The organism is Marivita sp., assembly GCF_965656765.1.
GTDB lineage: Bacteria > Pseudomonadota > Alphaproteobacteria > Rhodobacterales > Rhodobacteraceae > Marivita.
The window spans coordinates 1-18,034 of the sequence record NZ_CBFHLV010000067.1; the positions used below are offsets into that span (position 1 = coordinate 1).

Genomic DNA, 18,034 nt, shown 5'->3' on the forward strand with positions numbered 1-18,034 from the left:
CATCGGCCTTGGCGATGGCCTTATCCAGTTCGGCCTGCATCTCGGCCTTGTTCTGGGCGATGATGTCCTGCGCTTGCGAGCGGGCATCGGCCAGGGCCTTGTTGTAGGCGTCTTCCGCCTCGACCGCTTTCTGCTTGAGATCCTCAGCAGCAGCGAGGTCGTTCGTAATTGTGCCTTGTCGTTCCGCCAGAACCGTCGCAATGCGCGGCAGCGCGATACGGGACAGGACAAAGTAAATCGCGATCAGTGCGATCAGGAGCCAGAAAATCTGGTTCGGCATCCAGTCGACGCAAAGTTGCGGCATACCGATGGCGCTGCCATCCGGACCCACACATGCGCTGGCTGTACCAGTGGTTTCGGTTGCCATGTCGTCCTCCGTCGGAACTTGTCGTTACATCGGGCGGGCCGCGTGATTACGGCTCCGCCCGCGCGTAAGGATAAAAGTCCGAAGCTTAGACGGCGAACATCAGCAGCAGCGACACGAGGAACGCGAAGATCCCCAGCGCTTCTGCGAACGCGATACCGATGAAGAGTGTTGCTGTCTGCGAAGCAGCAGCAGACGGGTTACGCAGGGCACCTGCGAGGTAGTTGCCAGCCACATTGCCCACCCCGATTGCGGCTGCGCCGGAACCGATTGCTGCCAGGCCTGCGCCGATGTGTGCGAGATCGCCTTCCATGTGAATTCTCCTTACGATTGGAAGTTGAAGCGTAGGGTGCGTGAAATCACGCGCCATATTTTAGTGTGATGGGTGCAGCGCGTCCTTAAGGTACACGCAGGTCAGGATCGTGAACACGTAAGCCTGGATAAAGCCAACGAGCACTTCCAGTGCATAGATTGCCGTGATGCCAAGAATGGACAGGGGTGCGACTGCAGTGATAGCTGCAAAGCCCGCGAACACTTTGAGAACCGCGTGGCCAGCCATGATGTTGCCTGCAAGACGAATTGAGTGGCTTACCGGGCGCACGAAATACGAAATCAATTCGATCACCGCGAGGATCGGACGCAGCGCAAGTGGAGCGCTCGACACCCAGAACAGACCAAGGAAGCCGGCACCGTTCTTGACGAAGCCCAGAACTGTCACCGCGATGAAAACACCAAAGCCCAAAACGGCCGTGATCGCGATATGCGACGTCGGCGAAAAGGAGGTCGGGATCAAGGCGAGGAAGTTCGAGAAGACGATGAACATGAACAGCGTGAAGATATATGGGAAATACTTGACCGCATCCTTGCCGGTCACATCTTCGACCATCTTGTAGACGAACCCGTAAGCCAGCTCGGCCACAGACTGTGTCCGCGTCGGGATGGTGGCGCGCTTGGATGTGCCCAGCACCATCAGCGCAACGACACAGGCCACTGCCAGCAATAGCCAAAGCGCCACGTTGGTAAAGGTGAACATGCCCACCGCACCGTCGCCAAAAAGAGGCTTTACGATGAACTGGTCCATCGGGTGGAAAACCAGCCCGCCTTCGCTGTGACCGTCAGCTGCCGTCGCCATGTCGATCCCTCTCGTTCTCTCCGGCCTGTTCGGCCAGTTGCTTGCTCTGGAACTCTTTGGCGGTGCGCATCATTACGTTCACCCCAGCCGCAAAGCCCAACAATGTAAAAAGCACCATCAAGAAGGGCTGCGTTCCGAAAACCGCATCAAGCCCGTATCCGATGCCAAATCCGATCCCAAGACCAGAAACCATCTCGATCACCATGCGCCACCCTTGTTGCGCTTGGCTGTAGTGTTCCTCTTGATGTGGCTTGTCCTCCGTGGCCCCTTTGGCCGCTGCAATCCGCGCTTCCAGCTCTTTCAGCCTTTGCTTTGGATCACCGTCTGACACGCACTCCACTCCAGTTGGAACGTTGTGCATGTGCTACGGCGCAGCATGGCCCGAGTCAAGTCGCTGACTGGCACATCGAACGCCTACATAAGCCACTGAAATAAATATCTATTCGAGGCGGTGGACGTGCTCATTCCAAACGGTCGCACTCACAGCATGGCCGGTTTTGCGCAATTCCGCATATTCAACTTTCCGGTTGAGTTTTTCCTGCACCTACGTCTACTGCGCCCATGGCTCCATCGCTCGACACTGTCTTCGCCGCATTGGCCGACCCGACCCGCCGTCAGATCCTGACGATGCTGCTCGAAGATGACATGGCCGTGACGGATGTGGCAGAACCGTTCGAGATGTCGCTTGCCGCGATTTCCAAACATCTAATGGCCTTGGCCGACGCTGGCCTCATCAGTCAGGAAAAACGCGGACGTGTGAAATGGTGCAAGCTAGAACCGGATGCGCTCAAGGATGCCAGCGTCTGGATGCAAGCCTTTGGTCAGTTCGAGGCCATCAACCTTGATGCATTCGAAGCTTTTTTGGAAAAAGAAAACCTCAGTACTCCCCAAGAGAAACACCAGGCTTTCGGGACTGGGAAGACTGAACTAGACTGATCTTCGAACCGAACATCGCATCACAGGCGGCGCATGTCGAAACCTTGGTCCACAACAAAATTTCTTGGCTGGGCGCTTGCGGCCGGTCTGAGCCTCGGCCCAACGCCAAGCGCGTGAGCCTGTGCGTTTCATGGCTATACCCCCAACCCCACTCTGGTCGACCTTCTTCTGGCCACAGAACAAGCTGTGGTCGCCCGCCCAACGTCGCGTGGAACGTACCAGATTGTTGACGCTCTACTCGGACCAGATCTGGGTGAAATCCCTATCCCAGTCAGCATGCATTACCGCACTCAATTAGCAGGCGATAAATCCGCAACGGCCCTCCTTGTTCGCGACGGCGCCTATGGCCCGTGGGTGGAGGTGACCTTGCTTGATCCGGGGTTCCGCAGCATCATCAGAACGGTGGTACAGAACCAATCCGCTTGGCAACTGGGCCAAGACGCCGGGCGCATCAAATTGTTCGCCGCGCTGGTCAACGATGCCAATCCGACCATTCAGCGCCTTGCCCTGCAGGAACTCGACCGCCTGCCCTACGCAACGCTCAAGGACATACGCGTGCCCCCGATCAACGGCCTGCTCGAAAACATTGAAGCCGGAGAGCTGGACCAACGCCCAATCCGCATACTTCTTGCGGGCCTGTCGAAGGATCGCAGCTTCGGGCCTGTTCTTGCCGATGCGCTGCACCAAGCCGTCTTGCAAGACAAAGCCTATCTCGGCGCATACGTCACCGCATTGATCGAACTGCAGGGCAAACCAGCGGTAGAAGCCATTGTTGCACATTACCTTGCATCCGGCACAACGTCGCAAAGCATCCAAGAAAAACTGCTCGACGCTCTTGCCCTGCAATACAAAACCGCACGCGGTAGCACCCGCCGCACAATCGCCCGCGAAATGGCCAGCCTTGTCCGTGAAAAGCCGGAAATGGCCGACCTGTTGATCGCCCAATTCGGCCCTCAAGCCAGCGGTCGGTTGTTGCGATAAGCCTACGCCGCCAGCCCGCGTCCCTTGAGCAACGCCTCAACACCCGGCATCCGACCGCGGAATTTGGTGTAAAGCACATCCGCCTCTTCAGATCCGCCAGCTGATAGGATGAACTCTTCCAGCTTTCCGGCCATCGCCGGATCAAACGCGCCACCTGCTTCCTCAAACGCTTCAAACGCATCGGCGTCCATCACCTCGGACCACATGTAGCTGTAGTAGCCAGACGAATAGCCGTCCCCGGTGAACACATGCGCGAAATGCGGTGTGGCGTGACGCATCACAATCGCCTCGGGCATTCCCAGATCAGACAAAACCTTGGCCTGAGCTGCCATCGGATCTGCTGGTGGATCACCTTCGTGAAAGGCCAAATCTACCAACGCCGACGCGACGTACTCGACCGTCTGAAAGCCCATGTCATAGGTCGCGGCGGCAAGCACTTTGTCGAGCATCTCCTGCGGCATTGGCTCGCCTGTTTCAGCATGCGTGGCGAATTCCTGCAAAACTTCTGGCACTTCAAGCCAGTGCTCATAAAGCTGGCTTGGCAGTTCAACAAAGTCCCGCGCGACTGACGTTCCCGAAATCATGTCATAGGTCACATCAGACAACATCTGATGCAGAGCATGGCCAAACTCGTGAAACAGCGTCCGTGCATCATCATAGGACAAAAGCGCCGGGTCACCCTTGGCGAAATTGCAGATATTCAGAACGATTGGTCCCTGCACATCGGGGAATTTGCGCTGCGATCGCATTGCCGAACACCACGCTCCCGACCGTTTGGACGCCCGCGCAAAGTAATCCCCGATAAACACCGCAACATGGTTGCCGTCGCGCGAGACTTCCCAAGCGCGGGCATCAGTATGGTAAAGCGGGACATCCAACGGCTTGAACGCCAACCCGAACAACCGCGACGCACAGGCGAACGCCGCCTCAATCATCCGATCCAACTGCAGATAGGGCTTCAACTCCGCCTCGTTCAGCGCGAATTCCTCGCGCCGACGCGCATCGGAATAGTAACGCCAATCCCATGCCTGCAACGGCCCGTTGACACCATCCGCAGCCATGCGTTCCTCTAACAGCGCCGCATCGGCGAGGGCACGTGCTTTTGCAGGCTCCCAAACATCCATCAGCAAACCACGTACGGCGTCCGGAGTTTTCGCCATTTCGGTCTCAAGCTTGTAAGAGGCGAAGTCATCATATCCCAACAACTTTGCCCGCTCTTGCCGCAGCGCCAAAATCTCGGCAGCGACCTCGCGATTGTCTGTCTCACCGCCATTCTCTCCGCGTGCAACCCACGCGCGCCATGCCTCTTCGCGCAGAGGTCGGTTCGGGCAAAACTGCAAGAACGGCACGATCACCGAGCGCGACAAGGTCAAAACAGGTCCGTCCGCGCCGCGTTCCTTACCCGCCGCACGCACCGCATCGATGACAAATCCGGGCAAGCCCTCAAGATCGTCTTCTGACAATGTCCGCTGCCAGTCACGTTCGTCCGCCAAAAGGTTCTGGCCAAACTGGGTGCCCAGTGTTGCCAGTCGTCCCTTGATTTCCTTCATCCGCGACGCCTCATCACCGGTCAGCGCAGCCCCCGCGCGCACAAAACCGCGGTGGGTGAGCATCAACACACGCGCCTGTTCTGGCGTCAAATCCAGTGCTTCACGCGCAAGCCAGACCTGCTCGATCCGTGAAAACAACGCCTGATTGCCATAAATCGCCGCCGAATGTGCAGCAAGCTTGGGCGAAAATTCCCGCATGATCTCTTCTCGGGCATCCGTACTATCAGCACCGGCAAGGTTGTAGAATACGCCCAACACCCGATCCAAAGAGGCACCCGTTCGCATCAATCCTTCGATGGTGTTCTCAAAAGTCGGCGGCTCAGGGTTGGTCGCGATCTCCTCGACCTCGGCCAAACCTTCGGCCATCGCGGCCTCAATTGCAGGCGCAAAATGCGCATCCTTGATCTGGTCAAATGGTGGAAGGCCGAACGGCGTGTCCCAAGTCTCAAGCAACGGATTGGTCATCGAAAACTCCCACATGGTTTGGTCAAAACCTAGGTCTGCCCCGTGCAAACAACAATGGTGCTTCTTAGTTTTCCGATTATTCACACACGTCTTAATTCACAGACAAGACTCCAAAGCCGATTGCGGCATCGCGTTTTGGTTCAGCCTCAATACCCAAGCAATGGGGCTACGGTTCTGATACGTCGTCAACGTTAACCCACCTGGTCTCCGCAAATCGGGCAATCCGTGCGCGATTTAAGCGTAATTTTCCGCGTTTCTCCCCAAAGCGCATCGTAAATCAACATTTCACCCTTAAGCGCTTGCCCAGCCCCTGTAATGAGCTTGATCGCCTCGACCGCCATCATAGACCCGATCACCCCCGGCAATGGCCCAATGACCCCAGCTTCGGCACAAGACGGTGCCAACCCATCTGCCGGAGCTTCGGGAAAAATACACTGATAACAGGGCGTTCCGGACGCCGGATCAAACACCGAAATCTGCCCTTCCCATTGCGATAAAGCACCGGAAATCAATGACTTTCCAGCAGCCACTGCGATCTTATTTGCAAGATATCGGGTCTCAAAATTATCGGTACCATCCAGCACAAGATCATATCCCGCGACCAAGTCCGCTGCCACCGCCTCGGTCAGTCGCCGGTGGTAGGGCAACACCTCTACATAAGGGTTTTGCGCCACCATCGCGGCTTGCGCTGAAAACACTTTTGGGATGCCAATATCCTGATCCCGGTGGATCACCTGCCGTTGCAGGTTGGCGTTTTCGACCACATCGTCGTCGATCACACCAACCGTTCCGACCCCGGCGGCGGCCAGATATTGCAAGGCGGGCGCGCCCAAGCCTCCGGCACCGATCACCAGAACCTTGGCATCGCGCAACGCTTTCTGACCCGGCCCACCGATTTCGCGCAGCACGATATGGCGGGCATAACGTTCAAGTTCAGTCGCGCTGAAACTCTCGCTGCGGGTCGCAGGGGGCGCGTCGGCCTCTTCTTTTACCAAAGCGCGGGTTTTCAACGCTTTGACCACGCGCCCATAGAGCACAGCGAAAGCCGCAAAGACGCCCAGCAAGATCCAAAGCGCGGCACTCTCGCCAGTCGCCATTCGTAGCGGATGCCCCATCGGCAGTGCGATCTGAATGAACAAGACCCCGATATAGAGCAGGCCGATCATATAAAGACGCGCCGTACGTGGCATCTTCATAATCGCGCCCATACCCCAAAGCGCTGCTGCCATCGCAAATACGACAATCATTCAGACACTCCTGTCGATCCGAACCCACCAGAACCGCGTTGCGTGTCGCTCAAATCCTCAACCACGACAAATCCCGCGCGCAGCACGGGTGCGACCACCATCTGGGCAATCCGATCTCCATGAACAATCTCGAACGTCTCCTGTCCGGCGTTCATGACAATCACACCCAAAGGCCCGCGATAATCGCTGTCGATGGTACCCGGCGCGTTCGGCAAGGTGATTCCATGCTTGAGCGCCAAACCAGATCGAGGCCGAACCTGCACTTCAAACCCGTCAGGGATTGCCATTCGCAGGCCCGTGGGCACCAAGGCTCGCGCACCTGGCTCAAGAACAACAGTTCCACGATTTGGTAAGTTCGCGCGCAGATCGGCTCCCGCCGCACCGGCGCTGGCATATGTGGGCAAACCCAAAGACCTGTCAGCCCCTTCGTCCCAAGTCAGCTCAATCGTGACCACGCCATGCCCTTCTTCTTTTTTCAAATATGCAAGATGGCCCGACCTTGCCGTCAGACCAGCGCGTCGGCAATCCGTGCTGCCAATTGACGCGCAACGGCGTCTTTGCCCATGCGCGGCCAGGTATCCGAACCGCTGTCAGAAATCAGTGTCACCGCATTTTCCGATCCACCCATGATACCGGTGGCGGGTGACACGTCATTCGCAACAATCCAGTCACAGCCTTTGCGCGCCCGCTTGGCGGTGGCGTTGTCGATCACGTCATTGGTCTCGGCGGCAAAGCCAACGACCAATCCGGGGCGTCCATCTTTCATCTGTGACACCTCTGCCAAAATGTCGGGATTTTCCTCGAATTCGAGCGTCGGCAGGGCACCGGCAACCTTCTTGATCTTGCTGTCAGACGCACCGACCACATGCCAATCTGCCACCGCGGCGGCGAACACGGCCGCGTCGGCTGGCAATGCGACCAACACCGCTGCGCGCATCTCTCGTGCGGTTTCCACCGGGACAACCTCTACGCCTTCAGGTGGCGCGACATCCGCCGGACCGGTGACAAAAACAATCTCCGCACCCAAAGCCCGAAGTGCCGCCGCAATCGCCTTACCTTGCGCCCCGGATGATCGGTTGGCGATATAGCGCACGGGATCAATCGGTTCGTGCGTTGGGCCTGATGTGACGACGATCCGCTTGCCTGTCAGCGGACCATCCGCCAAAGCAGTGATCACCGCATCGACAATCTCCAACGGTTCAGACATCCGACCAGGGCCAAATTCACCGCAGGCCATATCTCCCTCATTCGGGCCAACAACCGCAACCCCGTCTTTGCGCAGTATCGCCAGATTGCGCTGAGTCGCAGGATGATCCCACATCCTCACATTCATCGCGGGCGCGATCATCACCGGCGTATCGGTCGCCAGCAAGAGCGTCGTCGCCAGATCACTTGCCATCCCTGAGGCCATCTTCGCCATCAGGTCCGCGGTTGCCGGAGCAACCAGCACAATGTCAGCAACTCGGGATAACTGGATATGCCCCATTTCAGCTTCGTCTGTCAGATCGAACAGATCAGTATAGACCTTCTCGCCCGCCAGTGCCGACACCGACAACGGCGTGACAAATTCCGCCGCCGCGCGTGTCATGACCGGTGTCACCGACGCGCCGCGTTCGCGTAGACGACGGATCAGGTCGAGGCATTTATACGCCGCGATCCCGCCGCCGATGATCAGAAGAATACGTTTGCCGCTCAACATAAGGCACAGTCCTGACAGGGTTCTGCACCTTTGTTACGGGGCCGGTCGTCAAAACTCAATCAGCGGAACGCAGCACAGGGATCACCCCGATCCGTAGCTGGCGCAGTTTTCACCACGTCGAACAGCCCCGAGGGCGGCACGTCGTCCTCTCCTTGCCCCAACGCGGCAATGCGCAACGCAGGCGCCGCCGCCATTAGATAGACTGGGGCACCCCAGTCCTTCCGCGCGTGCCCGTTCCCGGTAATCACGACCACCGGACCGCCCTTTGCCTCGAACGCCTGCAACGCCGAATAGGCAAGCTCCGCATCCCGCAACCGCTGAATGTCGACCATCACAGGCAGCATCTCTTTCGGCATCGCGTCACAATGCGCGGCCAGTTGCAACGCCTCGCGCTGCACCTGTTGGTCATCTGGCAAAGGAGGAGTCAGACCAAACGCTTCGGGATCCCCGCGAAACCCTGTGGTCAAACCGTTGGCCATCGCCTGTCGAGCCACGTCGCGGGGCACAGCGGCACCGAAATAGGCGGCATCGGGGGCAGCCGCGAAAATCGGGTAGTACATCGAAAAATCAGGCCATCCGCTGTCATTCCAACCAAGCGCCACCTCTAAAGCGGCTTCGTCTTCGACCAAGTCACGGGTCACAAGATCGGCCTGTTCCTGCGTGAGCATCTCGAACACCAATGCAGTCGGTTCAAGCTCTGTTACATAAGTTGCCTGTCGGGCGTGATGGGCCGGATTGTCGTGCAATTCCCCAAGAAACACCACGTCAGCGCCATCAAAAACGCCCCCAGCGACCAAAGCCGTGGGGGCGAAAAGCAGTAAAGTCAGCGCATATCTCATGAAAGGAAGTGATGAACCTCAGGGCTCTGAGCTTCAAGCGACTTGCGAATTTTCGCAAACGCCGCGGCCTCAAGCTGACGAACACGCTCTTTGGACAACCCCAGCTCGTTCCCGAGGCTTTCCAACGTCCGCGAATCTTCCCGCAGCTTGCGTTCGCGCACGATAAACCGCTCACGCTCATTCAGCTGGTTCATTGCCATCATCAGCCACTGTCGCAACTGGGCAAGGTCCAAATCTTCCTCTACCGTTTCGTCAGCTTGCGCGCTGTCGTCTTCCAAAGCGTCGATCCACTCGCGACCTTCGTCTTCGGTCGACTGCGTCGCATTCAATGAATAGTCCGAGCCCGACAAACGGCCTTCCATCATTTCAACGTCGTGTAGCGGCACCCCGATCTCCTCGGAAATCATGCGGCGCATTTCGTGCCCTTCCAAGGATTTTCCCTCAGCTGCAGCTTCACGTTCAAGCCGCGCCTGAACACGGCGCATATTGAAGAACAACGATTTCTGAGAAGACGTCGACCCGGTCCGTACGATGGACCAGTTGCGCATCACATAATCCTGAATGGACGCTTTGATCCACCAGACAGCGTATGTCGAAAATCGCACGCCGCGATCCGGATCGAACTTGTCCGCCGCCTTCATCAGACCCAAACCCGCCTCTTGGATCAGATCGTTCATTGGCGCGCCGTAGCGTTTGAATTTCGACGCCATTGAAATGGCCAGACGCATATAGGCCGTGATCAGCCGATGCAGCGCAACCTCATCACGCTGGTCGCGCCAGGCGTATGCAAGCTTGAGTTCCGTCTCCGCGTCCAGCAATTCTGCCTTCATCGCACGGCGAGACAGGGTTTGGTCGTTAAACGAGTCCAGTGCCATAGTGCCCCCTGATCTTATCTCTTATACCGTTTACGGGCACGTCCCGCGCATGGATCAAAGATTCATTGAAAAAGTTTCAATAAGTGAACAACGCAGCCTCACATTAATTCGTTCCGGTGATGGTCCTGCGCACAATTCGAAATTGGGCATCTTTCGAAGGCGACGATAGAGTTGCGCGAATCCAAGGCAACATGGGACACAGGTGCATGAGTTATGAGCTTTTCGTTGGCGATTACGCCTATTCAAGTTGGTCACTGCGCGGGTGGCTGCTGTTCCGTGTTCTGGGGCTGAAACCCAAGACTCATCTCGTCGATTTCAACAAGGCCGAGGTTTTTGATCAGCTGACCGATATGGCACCTGCACGCACCGTTCCCTGTATGCGCACGCCCGAAGGCACAGCGATTTGGGACTCCCTTGCAATGGCGGAAGAACTGCACAGCCGTCACCCCGATGGGGGTCTTTGGCCACAAGACCCAGCCGCGCGCGGCTTGGGGCGCGCATTGGCTGCCGAAATGCACTCCGGATTCTCTGCGCTGCGCAGCGAATGCCCGATGAATCTGCGCACCGCCTATCGCAAACCACCACTGTCCGACGCGACACTGTTCGATGTTGCCCGGATCGAAACCATCTGGGGACATGCCCGTGCGAAATTTGCCGATGAAGGCCCCTGGCTGCTGGGCCGCTATTCCATAGCCGATATCGCGTTTGCGCCGGTAGCTGCCCGCTTTGCCGGGTATGACATTGGTTTGTCCGACATGGCACAAGCCTATGTAGACACGCATCTGTCTGACACGATGTTCCGCCAGTGGCGCACGATGGCGCTCGTGACCGGTGATACCTTGCCGTGGTACGCCAAGCCGTTCGACACCAAACCGTGGCCTGGCCCCACGGCTTTGGCGGCAAAAGCCGTCAATAAAGGCCCAGCCGTCAATGCCAAATGCCCCTTCACCGGCGGTACGCCCGCCTATTTTCTGGAAATGGACGGCGTCATCTACGGGTTTGAAAACCAATTGTGCCGCAATGAAACCGTGCACGACCCCGAGGCATGGCCTGCTTTCATGGCGATCACCAAGGCGGTGTAAAGCCAAAGCGCACCTTCCTCCAAACGAAGGCAAAACCTCTTCGAAGGGTTTAAAGCGCCAGTGTTAACCATTTCGCAACCATCCTGAGCCCACCCTCACCCAGGATTGGGAACAGGACGACATGGTTGCGCATGCCTACACCGTCGCTTTCGAAGGCGTTGATGCCCGCATGGTCGAGGTCCAATGCGCCGTCACGCCCGGCATGCCGGCCTTTTCCGTTGTGGGCCTGCCTGACAAAGCTGTGTCTGAATCGCGCGACCGAGTACGCGGCGCACTTTCGACGCTGCACATCGCGCTGCCGTCAAAGCGGATCACGGTTAACCTATCGCCAGCCGACCTGCCCAAGGAAGGTTCACATTTCGACCTTCCTATCGCTCTCGCGCTTTTGGCAGAGCTTGAAATCCTCCCCAAAGATGCTGTGGCTGACACTGTTGCGCTTGGTGAATTGTCGCTAGATGGGGCACTGATCCCCGTCATCGGCGCACTTCCCGCCGCTATGGCCGCTGCCGAGGAAAACCGCGCTCTGATTTGCCCAGCTGCGTCCGGGGCAGAGGCGGCATGGGTTGGCGGGTGTCAGGTGATTGGGGCCAACGGACTGATGGACGTGATCCAGCACGTCACAGGTCGCACGCCGCTTTCCCTTTGTGATCCCGGAGAGGTCACGCAAAGCGCGAAAACAACCGATATGCGCGACGTGAAAGGTCAGGAACGTGCCAAACGGGCGCTCGAAATCGCTGCTGCCGGGCGGCATCATGTCTTGCTGATTGGAACTCCCGGGTCGGGCAAATCCATGCTCGCCTCTAGATTACCCGGTATTCTTCCGCCGCTCACACCGACCGAAGCCCTTGAAACATCAATGGTTCATTCGCTGTCCGGCTTGATCGAAGCCGGTGGCATCTCGCGAGAACGCCCATTTCGCGAACCACACCACACCGCATCCATGGCCGCCATCGTGGGCGGGGGCCGGACTGCCAAACCCGGAGAAATCAGCCTCGCCCATAATGGGGTGTTGTTTATGGATGAGTTCCCCGAATTCCCCCGCGCCGTGCTGGAAACCCTGCGCCAACCGATCGAAACCGGCGAGGTCATGATCGCCCGCGCGAATGCTCATATAAAATACCCGTGTCGCTTTATGTTGGTCGCCGCTGCCAACCCTTGCAAATGCGGTTACCTAAGCGATCCCGCCCGTGCCTGTTCGCGAGCGCCGAATTGCGGCGAAGACTATATGGGTCGCATCTCGGGGCCCTTGATGGACCGGTTCGATCTGCGCGTCGATGTGCCTCCGGTCGCATTCCGAGACCTTGACTTGCCCAGCTCTGGTGCAACCAGCAACGAACTGGCCTCGCGTGTTGCGGCCGCCCGCAAGGTCCAGTCCGACCGATTTGAATCGCATCCAAAGATGCGCCAAAATGCCGATCTCGAAGGCGATCTACTGGATCGCGCGACGATCCTCGATACCGCAGCTAGAACGCTTTTGACAAATGCCGCCGACCGTTTCGGTCTTTCTGCCCGCGGCTATCACCGCGTTCTACGCGTTGCGCGCAGCATTGCTGACCTTGAAGCAACGGACACCATCACCCGCGACCACATCGCCGAAGCGCTCAGCTACCGCTTGCCCCCAAGTTCAACCTAGTGCGTCCCATCCTTCTCAAGATATGTGACGGTTTTCGAAACCCGTGCGCCTTGCCCTAAAGCTTTGCCTCAATCGCCTGCCAGATCTTTTCAGCGACGTTGATCCCGTCGAACCGCTCCAGCTCCTGAATGCCGGTTGGCGAGGTCACGTTGATTTCAGTCAGATAGTTGCCAATCACGTCGATCCCGACAAAGACCTGCCCCTTTTCTTTCAACAGCGGCCCGATCCTGGCACAAATCTCCAGATCACGTTCGGACAACCCAATCTTTTCCGGCCGCCCACCAACATGCATGTTCGACCGCGTCTCACCCTTCGCAGGCACGCGGTTGATCGCGCCAACCGCCTCACCGTCCACAAGGATCACCCGCTTGTCCCCGGCCGAAACATCGGGCAGGAATTTCTGCACAATCAGCGGCTCGCGCGAGAAACCGGTGAACAGTTCGTGCAGGGACGTCAGATTGCGATCGTTGGCGTCCAGCCGAAACACCCCGGCACCACCGTTGCCATATAGCGGCTTGAGAATGACATCCTGATGACGCGCCTTGAATGCCTTGATCGTTTCAAGGTCACGGGCGATCATTGTGGGCGGCGTCAGGTCTGGAAAATCGAGCACCAACAGCTTTTCAGGATAGTTCCGCACCCAGAACGGATCATTCACCACCAACGCCTGCCCCTTAAGGCGGTCCAGCAAATGCGTCGACGTGATGTAATTCATGTCAAAGGGCGGGTCCTGCCGCAGCCAGATCACATCAAAATCTGCCAGATCGACTTGCTTTTCGGGGCCCAGCGCCACGTGATCACCCTGCACCCGCTGCACTGTAAAGCTGTGTCCCAGGGCCAAAATGCGCCCCTCGTCATAGGCCAGCTTATCTGGGCTGTAGAAGAACAGTTCATGTCCCCGGGTCTGCGCCTCTTCGGCCAAGCGGAAAGAACTGTCGGCATTGATATCGACCGACTGGATCGGGTCCATCTGAAAGGCGATTTTCATGTGCTGTCCCTTGCAAAATCTGCCCTTCTAATGGCGCAAGCCATTCAGGGGTGCAAGCTCATGGCATCACAGCGCCATGCTGGCGTTCGGGATGATTTTTATTACGCCCTGCGCATCGACTAAGGCCACATCCAACCGTGCTTCGGTGAGTGAACCCTTTGGACATGCGCCCAGATAATCCTCGGCGCTGCATAGAATGCGTGCCATTTGGCGGGTGGTGATGTGCTGCACAGCCTGCGCATGAGTTCGGCTTTTCTTGACCTCAACAAACACAATCATGTCGCCCTCGGCAAAGATCAGATCGATTTCGCCACAGCGCCCGCGCCAGCGGTTTTCGCACAGTACAGCGCCTTGCCTTTGATAGTGCCGGGAAACAGCCTGTTCCGCGCTCAGACCTGCGTGATAATTGGTGCACCTAACGTCGCCAGACCGTGACGGATCATTCTGAACATCAAATGGCATCAATCCCTCCGTTTCAGAATCACCCTAATCCAAAAGGATCTAACGTTCTCCTAACGCCATCGCTCTTTGATAGGCCTCGCGTCGGGGCACACCATAAATCTTCGACACTTCGCTTGCCGCATCCTTGACAGACATCCGAGTGAGCGCATCACGCAACGCGTCATCCAACGTCGCTTGATCCGTCTCAACTCCTTGGCCACGGTCGATCAGAACAACGATTTCACCTTTTGGCGTTTCATCGGAATACTTCGACGATAATTCAGCCAAACTTCCCGCACACCGCTCTTCGAATTTCTTGGTTAACTCGCGGCACACCACAGCATCGCGATCCGCGCCAAGAACCTCGGCTGCATCCCGCAGCATTGCGCCCACCCGTTTCGGCGCTTCGTAGAAAATCAGCGTTGCAGGCACAGCGGCCAGCTCTTCCAGCGCCTTTTTCCGTTTGCCCGAACTGTTTGGCAGAAACCCGGTAAATAAAAACCTGTCCGACGGCAGCCCAGACAGCGTCAGCGCAGCAACTGCAGCCGTGGCGCCCGGCGCGGTGGTACAGGAATACCCGGCCGCCAGCGCGGCCCGCATCAGATCAAAACCCGGATCAGAGATCAGTGGCGTACCCGCCTCAGAGGCATATACAACCGATTGTCCCGCCTCCAACGCCGCCAACAGCCGCGGTCTGGCGCGGTCGCCGTTGTGGTCATGGTATGCCACCAAAGGCCGATCTCCCAAAGCAACCCCATGAATCTCCATCAATCGCCGCAAAGATCGCGTGTCCTCGGCAGCCAGAACATCTGCCCCAGCCAGCAGGTCCAGCGCGCGCAAGGTGATGTCGCGCGCGTTGCCCAGGGGCGTCGCGACAAGGTACAACCCCGGCGCGATCTCGCGTGTCTGCCAATTCATGTCTGGACCCGCCTTTGTCGTTGTCTATTATCTGCCCCAATTAAAATACGTGTCCGAAACATCAGGACACGCCAAGGGAGTGCGTTTTATGTTGGCCGTTTTGTCCACCCCCCGCAAGCTGTTGCGCAAAGCTGCAGTGATTGCTGGTATTATGGGTTTGTCCGCCTGCGACCCAAGTATGATGGCGGCCCCTGGTGGCGGCTCTGGCCCCAACATTAATACAAACGCGCCCGTTCCCGTTGCCTTGTTGATCCCGCGCAGCGATACAGGCGCCGGAGGCCTCGCAGCCAGCCTTGAAAACGCCGCCCGCCTTGCTTTGGCGTCGCTCGATGGCGTGCAAATCGACTTGCGTGTCTATGACACTGGCGGCGATGCCCAACGCGCGGCAGTTCAGGCCGAAACCGCCGTTGCCGAAGGCGCGCAAATCATTCTTGGCCCGCTCTTTGGCGAAGCCGCAAATGCCGCTGGGGTGGCGGTCGCTGACAATGGCATCAACGTGCTCAGCTTTTCGAACAACCCTTCGATCGCGGGTGGCAACGTCTTTATCTTGGGGCCAACTTTCCGAAACACCGCCAACCGTTTGCTTGGATATTCGTCCCGGCAAGGTCGCAATTCGGTTGTGATCGTGCATCCGCAAAACGTCGAAGGCGAATTTGGCAAGGCCGCAATCCAAACGGCTGCCAGCCAGAATGGCGTGCGCGTTGCCGGTATCGAATCGTTCCCGTTTTCCCAAGAGGGCGTCACATCTGCTATCCCGCGTATTCGCAGCAGGATCGAGTCAACCGGCGCAGATTCAGTCTTCCTGACCTCCAACACCGCCGGCGCATTGCCAATGCTGCTACAACTCATGCCAGAAGGCGGTGTGAACCCGGCAACCACCCAGTATTTGGGTCTGGCCCGTTGGGATGTGCCTACCCAGATCCTGTCGATGCCCGGCGCACAGGGCGGCTACTTTACCCTTGCCGACACAGCATCAAAATCAGCATTCGACAGCCGCTACCGTGCGCAGTTCGGAAAAGACCCGCATCCCCTCGCCGGCCTTGCGTTTGACGGTATCGCAGCCATCGGCGCTCTGGTACGACAGGGTCGTTCGGACGCACTCAGCGCCCGGGCACTGACACAGAATTCGGGCTTCCAGGGCGCCAACGGCGTCTTCCGCATCCGCCCGGACGGAACCAACGAACGCGGTCTCGCCATCGCGACCGTGCGCAACAATCAGGTGACTATCCTTGACCCAGCCCCATCCGGCTTCGGCGGCGCAGGCTTCTAAATCCCTGAGCATGACCAATCCATCGGATGCCCCATCGGCATCCGATGATTTCTCTGACATTCTAGATGTCCCAACGCTGCGCGATACGCTGTGGCAGGGCATTGGCGAAACGCGCGACGAGCGCGAGGTGCGCGCAGCCACTGTGACAGCTTTGAAAGAGGCGCAAAAAGCAGGACGCACCGCCATCGCTGCGCGATTGGATGCGACCCCCCGCAACGCGTTGCCGGTCACATCTGGGTACACTTGGCTCACCGATCAGCTGGTTACCCTGACCTTTGAAGTCGTCACGGAACGCCTGCACCGCAACCCGAACCCCACCGAGGGCGAACGTCTGGCCCTGTTGGCGGTCGGCGGTTACGGACGTGGCGAAATGGCCCCATTTTCCGATGTCGACCTGCTGTTCCTGACACCCTACAAGATCACCGCATGGGCCGAGAGCGTGATTGAATCCATGCTCTACATCATGTGGGATCTCAAGTTGAAGGTCGGTCATTCCTCCCGCACAGTCAAAGACTGCCTGCGTCTGGGCGCAGACGATTTCACGATCCGCACCGCGATGATGGAGCACCGCTTTCTTTGCGGTTTCGATCCGCTTGCGGAAGAACTGGATACAAAGCTCTGGAACACGCTTTTCAAAGGTACCGAAGGCGAATTCATCGAAGCAAAACTGGCCGAGCGTGACGCGCGACACGTCAAGCAAGGCCAGCGCTACATGGTGGAGCCAAATGTCAAAGAGGGCAAAGGCGGGTTGCGCGATCTGCAATCGCTGTTCTGGATCGCCAAGTACATTCACCACACCGATGACTTGGGCCAACTTGTGCGCGACGGTGTGTTTCGCCCCGAGGAATTTGAAACCTTCGTCAAAGCCGAGAACTTCCTCTGGGCCGTGCGCTGCCACCTGCACCTCGCCTCTGGCCGTGCCACCGAACAGCTCACATTCGACATGCAAGTCGAAGTCGCCGATCGTATGGGCTATACCGACAAAGGCGGTCGTCGCGGTGTGGAAATCTTCATGCAGGAATTCTTCCGATACGCCACGTCCGTCGGGGATCTGACCCGCATCTTTCTGACGTCGCTTGAAGCGTCTCAGCAAAAAGACCCGCCCCTGCTGATGCGCCTGCTTAAACGCGCACCCAAGATGAAGGACGGTTACGAGATGGTGAACAACCGCCTCGCCATCGTTGACAACAACACCTTCCTTGCCGACAAGATGAACCTGCTGCGGATCTTTGAAGAAGCTCTGCGCACTGGCCTGCTGATCCACGCCGACGCGATGCGCCTGATCAGCGCAAACCTGCATCTTATCGACAAGGACATGCGCACCGAGAAAGAGGCCCAGCGCATCTTCCTCGACCTGATGCTCAAACACGGCAATCCCGAACGCGCCCTGCGTCGGATGAACGAACTGGGCGTGCTGTCCGCGTTCATCCCGGAATTCCAACCCATCGTCGCGATGATGCAGTTCAACATGTACCATCACTACACGGTCGACGAACACACGATCCAATGCATCTGGCACCTGAGCGAGATCGAGAACGGCCACCTCGAAGAATACCTGCCCGTCGCGAGTTCCATCCTCAAGCACGGCGTCAACCGCAAGGTGCTTTATGTGGC

Annotated in this window: 18 protein-coding genes and 1 pseudogene; 6 read left to right on the forward strand and 13 right to left on the reverse strand. The window is 57.9% G+C overall.

The features are described 5' to 3' along the window. The 4 genes from ACTG4M_RS14725 to ACTG4M_RS14740 form a co-directional block, all read right to left on the reverse strand. On the reverse strand, window positions 1–367 hold a 367-nt coding region (locus tag ACTG4M_RS14725), incomplete at its 3' end, for a F0F1 ATP synthase subunit B' (RefSeq protein WP_439124424.1). A gap of 85 nt (window positions 368–452) precedes the next feature. Continuing rightward, complete coding sequence (locus ACTG4M_RS14730) at window positions 453–677, reverse strand: F0F1 ATP synthase subunit C (RefSeq protein WP_072775827.1); 225 nt, start codon at window positions 675–677, stop codon at window positions 453–455. A gap of 60 nt (window positions 678–737) precedes the next feature. After that, on the reverse strand, window positions 738–1,496 hold the full coding sequence (locus ACTG4M_RS14735; protein WP_439124425.1) for a F0F1 ATP synthase subunit A: 759 nt from the start codon (window positions 1,494–1,496) through the stop codon (window positions 738–740). Then, window positions 1,480–1,827: an AtpZ/AtpI family protein gene (locus ACTG4M_RS14740; protein WP_439124438.1), complete on the reverse strand. Its 348-nt coding sequence runs from the start codon at window positions 1,825–1,827 to the stop codon at window positions 1,480–1,482. Before ACTG4M_RS14740 ends, ACTG4M_RS14735 begins: the two co-directional genes overlap by 17 nt. Window positions 1,828–2,057: 230 nt before the next feature. Here ACTG4M_RS14740 and ACTG4M_RS14745 point away from each other — a divergent pair, with 230 nt between their 5' ends. Further along, a complete protein-coding gene (locus ACTG4M_RS14745) occupies window positions 2,058–2,432 on the forward strand; it encodes an ArsR/SmtB family transcription factor (protein WP_439124426.1) in 375 nt (124 codons plus the stop codon). A gap of 276 nt (window positions 2,433–2,708) precedes the next feature. Continuing rightward, window positions 2,709–3,413 (forward strand): hypothetical protein, encoded by a 705-nt coding sequence (locus tag ACTG4M_RS14750; protein WP_439124427.1) that lies wholly within the window; start codon window positions 2,709–2,711, stop codon window positions 3,411–3,413. A 2-nt stretch (window positions 3,414–3,415) separates the two neighbouring features. Here ACTG4M_RS14750 and ACTG4M_RS14755 read toward each other — a convergent pair whose 3' ends face one another. The 6 genes from ACTG4M_RS14755 to ACTG4M_RS14780 form a co-directional block, all read right to left on the reverse strand. After that, entirely contained in the window at window positions 3,416–5,428 is a 2,013-nt protein-coding gene (locus ACTG4M_RS14755) for a M3 family metallopeptidase (protein ID WP_439124428.1), read from the reverse strand. 191 nt (window positions 5,429–5,619) lie between these two features. Further along, a complete protein-coding gene (locus tag ACTG4M_RS14760; RefSeq protein ID WP_439124429.1) occupies window positions 5,620–6,675 on the reverse strand; it encodes a HesA/MoeB/ThiF family protein in 1,056 nt (351 codons plus the stop codon). Beyond that, on the reverse strand, window positions 6,672–7,130 hold the full coding sequence (gene dut, locus ACTG4M_RS14765; RefSeq protein ID WP_439124439.1) for a dUTP diphosphatase: 459 nt from the start codon (window positions 7,128–7,130) through the stop codon (window positions 6,672–6,674). The genes ACTG4M_RS14760 and dut overlap by 4 nt, the downstream gene beginning before the upstream one ends. A 50-nt stretch (window positions 7,131–7,180) precedes the next feature. Next, the gene (gene coaBC / locus ACTG4M_RS14770) at window positions 7,181–8,374 is read right to left on the reverse strand and encodes a bifunctional phosphopantothenoylcysteine decarboxylase/phosphopantothenate--cysteine ligase CoaBC (protein WP_439124430.1); all 1,194 of its coding nucleotides are present in this window, start codon (window positions 8,372–8,374) and stop codon (window positions 7,181–7,183) included. Window positions 8,375–8,433: 59 nt separating this feature from the next. After that, a complete protein-coding gene (locus tag ACTG4M_RS14775; RefSeq protein WP_439124431.1) occupies window positions 8,434–9,213 on the reverse strand; it encodes a ChaN family lipoprotein in 780 nt (259 codons plus the stop codon). Continuing rightward, window positions 9,210–10,088 carry an RNA polymerase factor sigma-32 gene (locus tag ACTG4M_RS14780; protein WP_439124432.1) on the reverse strand — a complete coding sequence of 293 codons (879 nt, stop codon included), beginning with the start codon at window positions 10,086–10,088 and terminating at the stop codon, window positions 9,210–9,212. The genes ACTG4M_RS14775 and ACTG4M_RS14780 overlap by 4 nt, the downstream gene beginning before the upstream one ends. 206 nt (window positions 10,089–10,294) lie before the next feature. On the opposite strand from ACTG4M_RS14780, the gene ACTG4M_RS14785 reads away from it, so the two are divergent. Both ACTG4M_RS14785 and ACTG4M_RS14790 read left to right on the forward strand, forming a co-directional pair. Next, window positions 10,295–11,170: a glutathione S-transferase gene (locus ACTG4M_RS14785; protein ID WP_439124433.1), complete on the forward strand. Its 876-nt coding sequence runs from the start codon at window positions 10,295–10,297 to the stop codon at window positions 11,168–11,170. 121 nt (window positions 11,171–11,291) lie between these two features. Next, the gene (locus ACTG4M_RS14790; protein ID WP_439124434.1) at window positions 11,292–12,803 is read left to right on the forward strand and encodes a YifB family Mg chelatase-like AAA ATPase; all 1,512 of its coding nucleotides are present in this window, start codon (window positions 11,292–11,294) and stop codon (window positions 12,801–12,803) included. 55 nt (window positions 12,804–12,858) lie between these two features. Here ACTG4M_RS14790 and gshB read toward each other — a convergent pair whose 3' ends face one another. The 3 genes from gshB to rsmI all read right to left on the reverse strand — a co-directional run bounded on the left by gshB (window position 12,859) and on the right by rsmI (window position 15,150). Next, complete coding sequence (gene gshB, locus ACTG4M_RS14795; RefSeq protein WP_439124435.1) at window positions 12,859–13,791, reverse strand: glutathione synthase; 933 nt, start codon at window positions 13,789–13,791, stop codon at window positions 12,859–12,861. Between the two features lie 66 nt (window positions 13,792–13,857). Next, window positions 13,858–14,253 carry a YraN family protein gene (locus ACTG4M_RS14800; RefSeq protein WP_439124436.1) on the reverse strand — a complete coding sequence of 132 codons (396 nt, stop codon included), beginning with the start codon at window positions 14,251–14,253 and terminating at the stop codon, window positions 13,858–13,860. A gap of 39 nt (window positions 14,254–14,292) precedes the next feature. After that, entirely contained in the window at window positions 14,293–15,150 is an 858-nt protein-coding gene (gene rsmI / locus ACTG4M_RS14805; RefSeq protein ID WP_439124437.1) for a 16S rRNA (cytidine(1402)-2'-O)-methyltransferase, read from the reverse strand. An 88-nt stretch (window positions 15,151–15,238) separates the two neighbouring features. Between rsmI and ACTG4M_RS14810 the strand changes: the two genes are divergently transcribed. Together ACTG4M_RS14810 and ACTG4M_RS14815 are read left to right on the forward strand one after the other, a co-directional pair. Then, the gene (locus ACTG4M_RS14810) at window positions 15,239–16,420 is read left to right on the forward strand and encodes a penicillin-binding protein activator (RefSeq protein ID WP_439124440.1); all 1,182 of its coding nucleotides are present in this window, start codon (window positions 15,239–15,241) and stop codon (window positions 16,418–16,420) included. Between the two features lie 10 nt (window positions 16,421–16,430). Continuing rightward, window positions 16,431–18,034: pseudogene (locus tag ACTG4M_RS14815) on the forward strand ([protein-PII] uridylyltransferase); the annotation flags it as partial.

Excerpts from the sequence above, each read along its gene's own strand:
- rsmI (WP_439124437.1), bottom strand. The coding sequence starts at position 15,150 with ATGAATTGGCAGACACGCGAGATCGCGCCGGGGTTGTACCTTGTCGCG.
- ACTG4M_RS14735 (WP_439124425.1), bottom strand. The coding sequence starts at position 1,496 with ATGGCGACGGCAGCTGACGGTCACAGCGAAGGCGGGCTGGTTTTCCAC.
- ACTG4M_RS14785 (WP_439124433.1), top strand. The coding sequence starts at position 10,295 with ATGAGTTATGAGCTTTTCGTTGGCGATTACGCCTATTCAAGTTGGTCA.
- ACTG4M_RS14780 (WP_439124432.1), bottom strand. The coding sequence starts at position 10,088 with ATGGCACTGGACTCGTTTAACGACCAAACCCTGTCTCGCCGTGCGATG.
- ACTG4M_RS14800 (WP_439124436.1), bottom strand. The coding sequence starts at position 14,253 with ATGCCATTTGATGTTCAGAATGATCCGTCACGGTCTGGCGACGTTAGG.
- gshB (WP_439124435.1), bottom strand. The coding sequence starts at position 13,791 with ATGAAAATCGCCTTTCAGATGGACCCGATCCAGTCGGTCGATATCAAT.
- ACTG4M_RS14750 (WP_439124427.1), top strand. The coding sequence starts at position 2,709 with ATGCATTACCGCACTCAATTAGCAGGCGATAAATCCGCAACGGCCCTC.
- coaBC (WP_439124430.1), bottom strand. The coding sequence starts at position 8,374 with ATGTTGAGCGGCAAACGTATTCTTCTGATCATCGGCGGCGGGATCGCG.
- ACTG4M_RS14790 (WP_439124434.1), top strand. The coding sequence starts at position 11,292 with ATGGTTGCGCATGCCTACACCGTCGCTTTCGAAGGCGTTGATGCCCGC.
- ACTG4M_RS14760 (WP_439124429.1), bottom strand. The coding sequence starts at position 6,675 with ATGATTGTCGTATTTGCGATGGCAGCAGCGCTTTGGGGTATGGGCGCG.
- ACTG4M_RS14775 (WP_439124431.1), bottom strand. The coding sequence starts at position 9,213 with ATGAGATATGCGCTGACTTTACTGCTTTTCGCCCCCACGGCTTTGGTC.
- ACTG4M_RS14810 (WP_439124440.1), top strand. The coding sequence starts at position 15,239 with ATGTTGGCCGTTTTGTCCACCCCCCGCAAGCTGTTGCGCAAAGCTGCA.
- ACTG4M_RS14755 (WP_439124428.1), bottom strand. The coding sequence starts at position 5,428 with ATGACCAATCCGTTGCTTGAGACTTGGGACACGCCGTTCGGCCTTCCA.
- ACTG4M_RS14730 (WP_072775827.1), bottom strand. The coding sequence starts at position 677 with ATGGAAGGCGATCTCGCACACATCGGCGCAGGCCTGGCAGCAATCGGT.
- ACTG4M_RS14745 (WP_439124426.1), top strand. The coding sequence starts at position 2,058 with ATGGCTCCATCGCTCGACACTGTCTTCGCCGCATTGGCCGACCCGACC.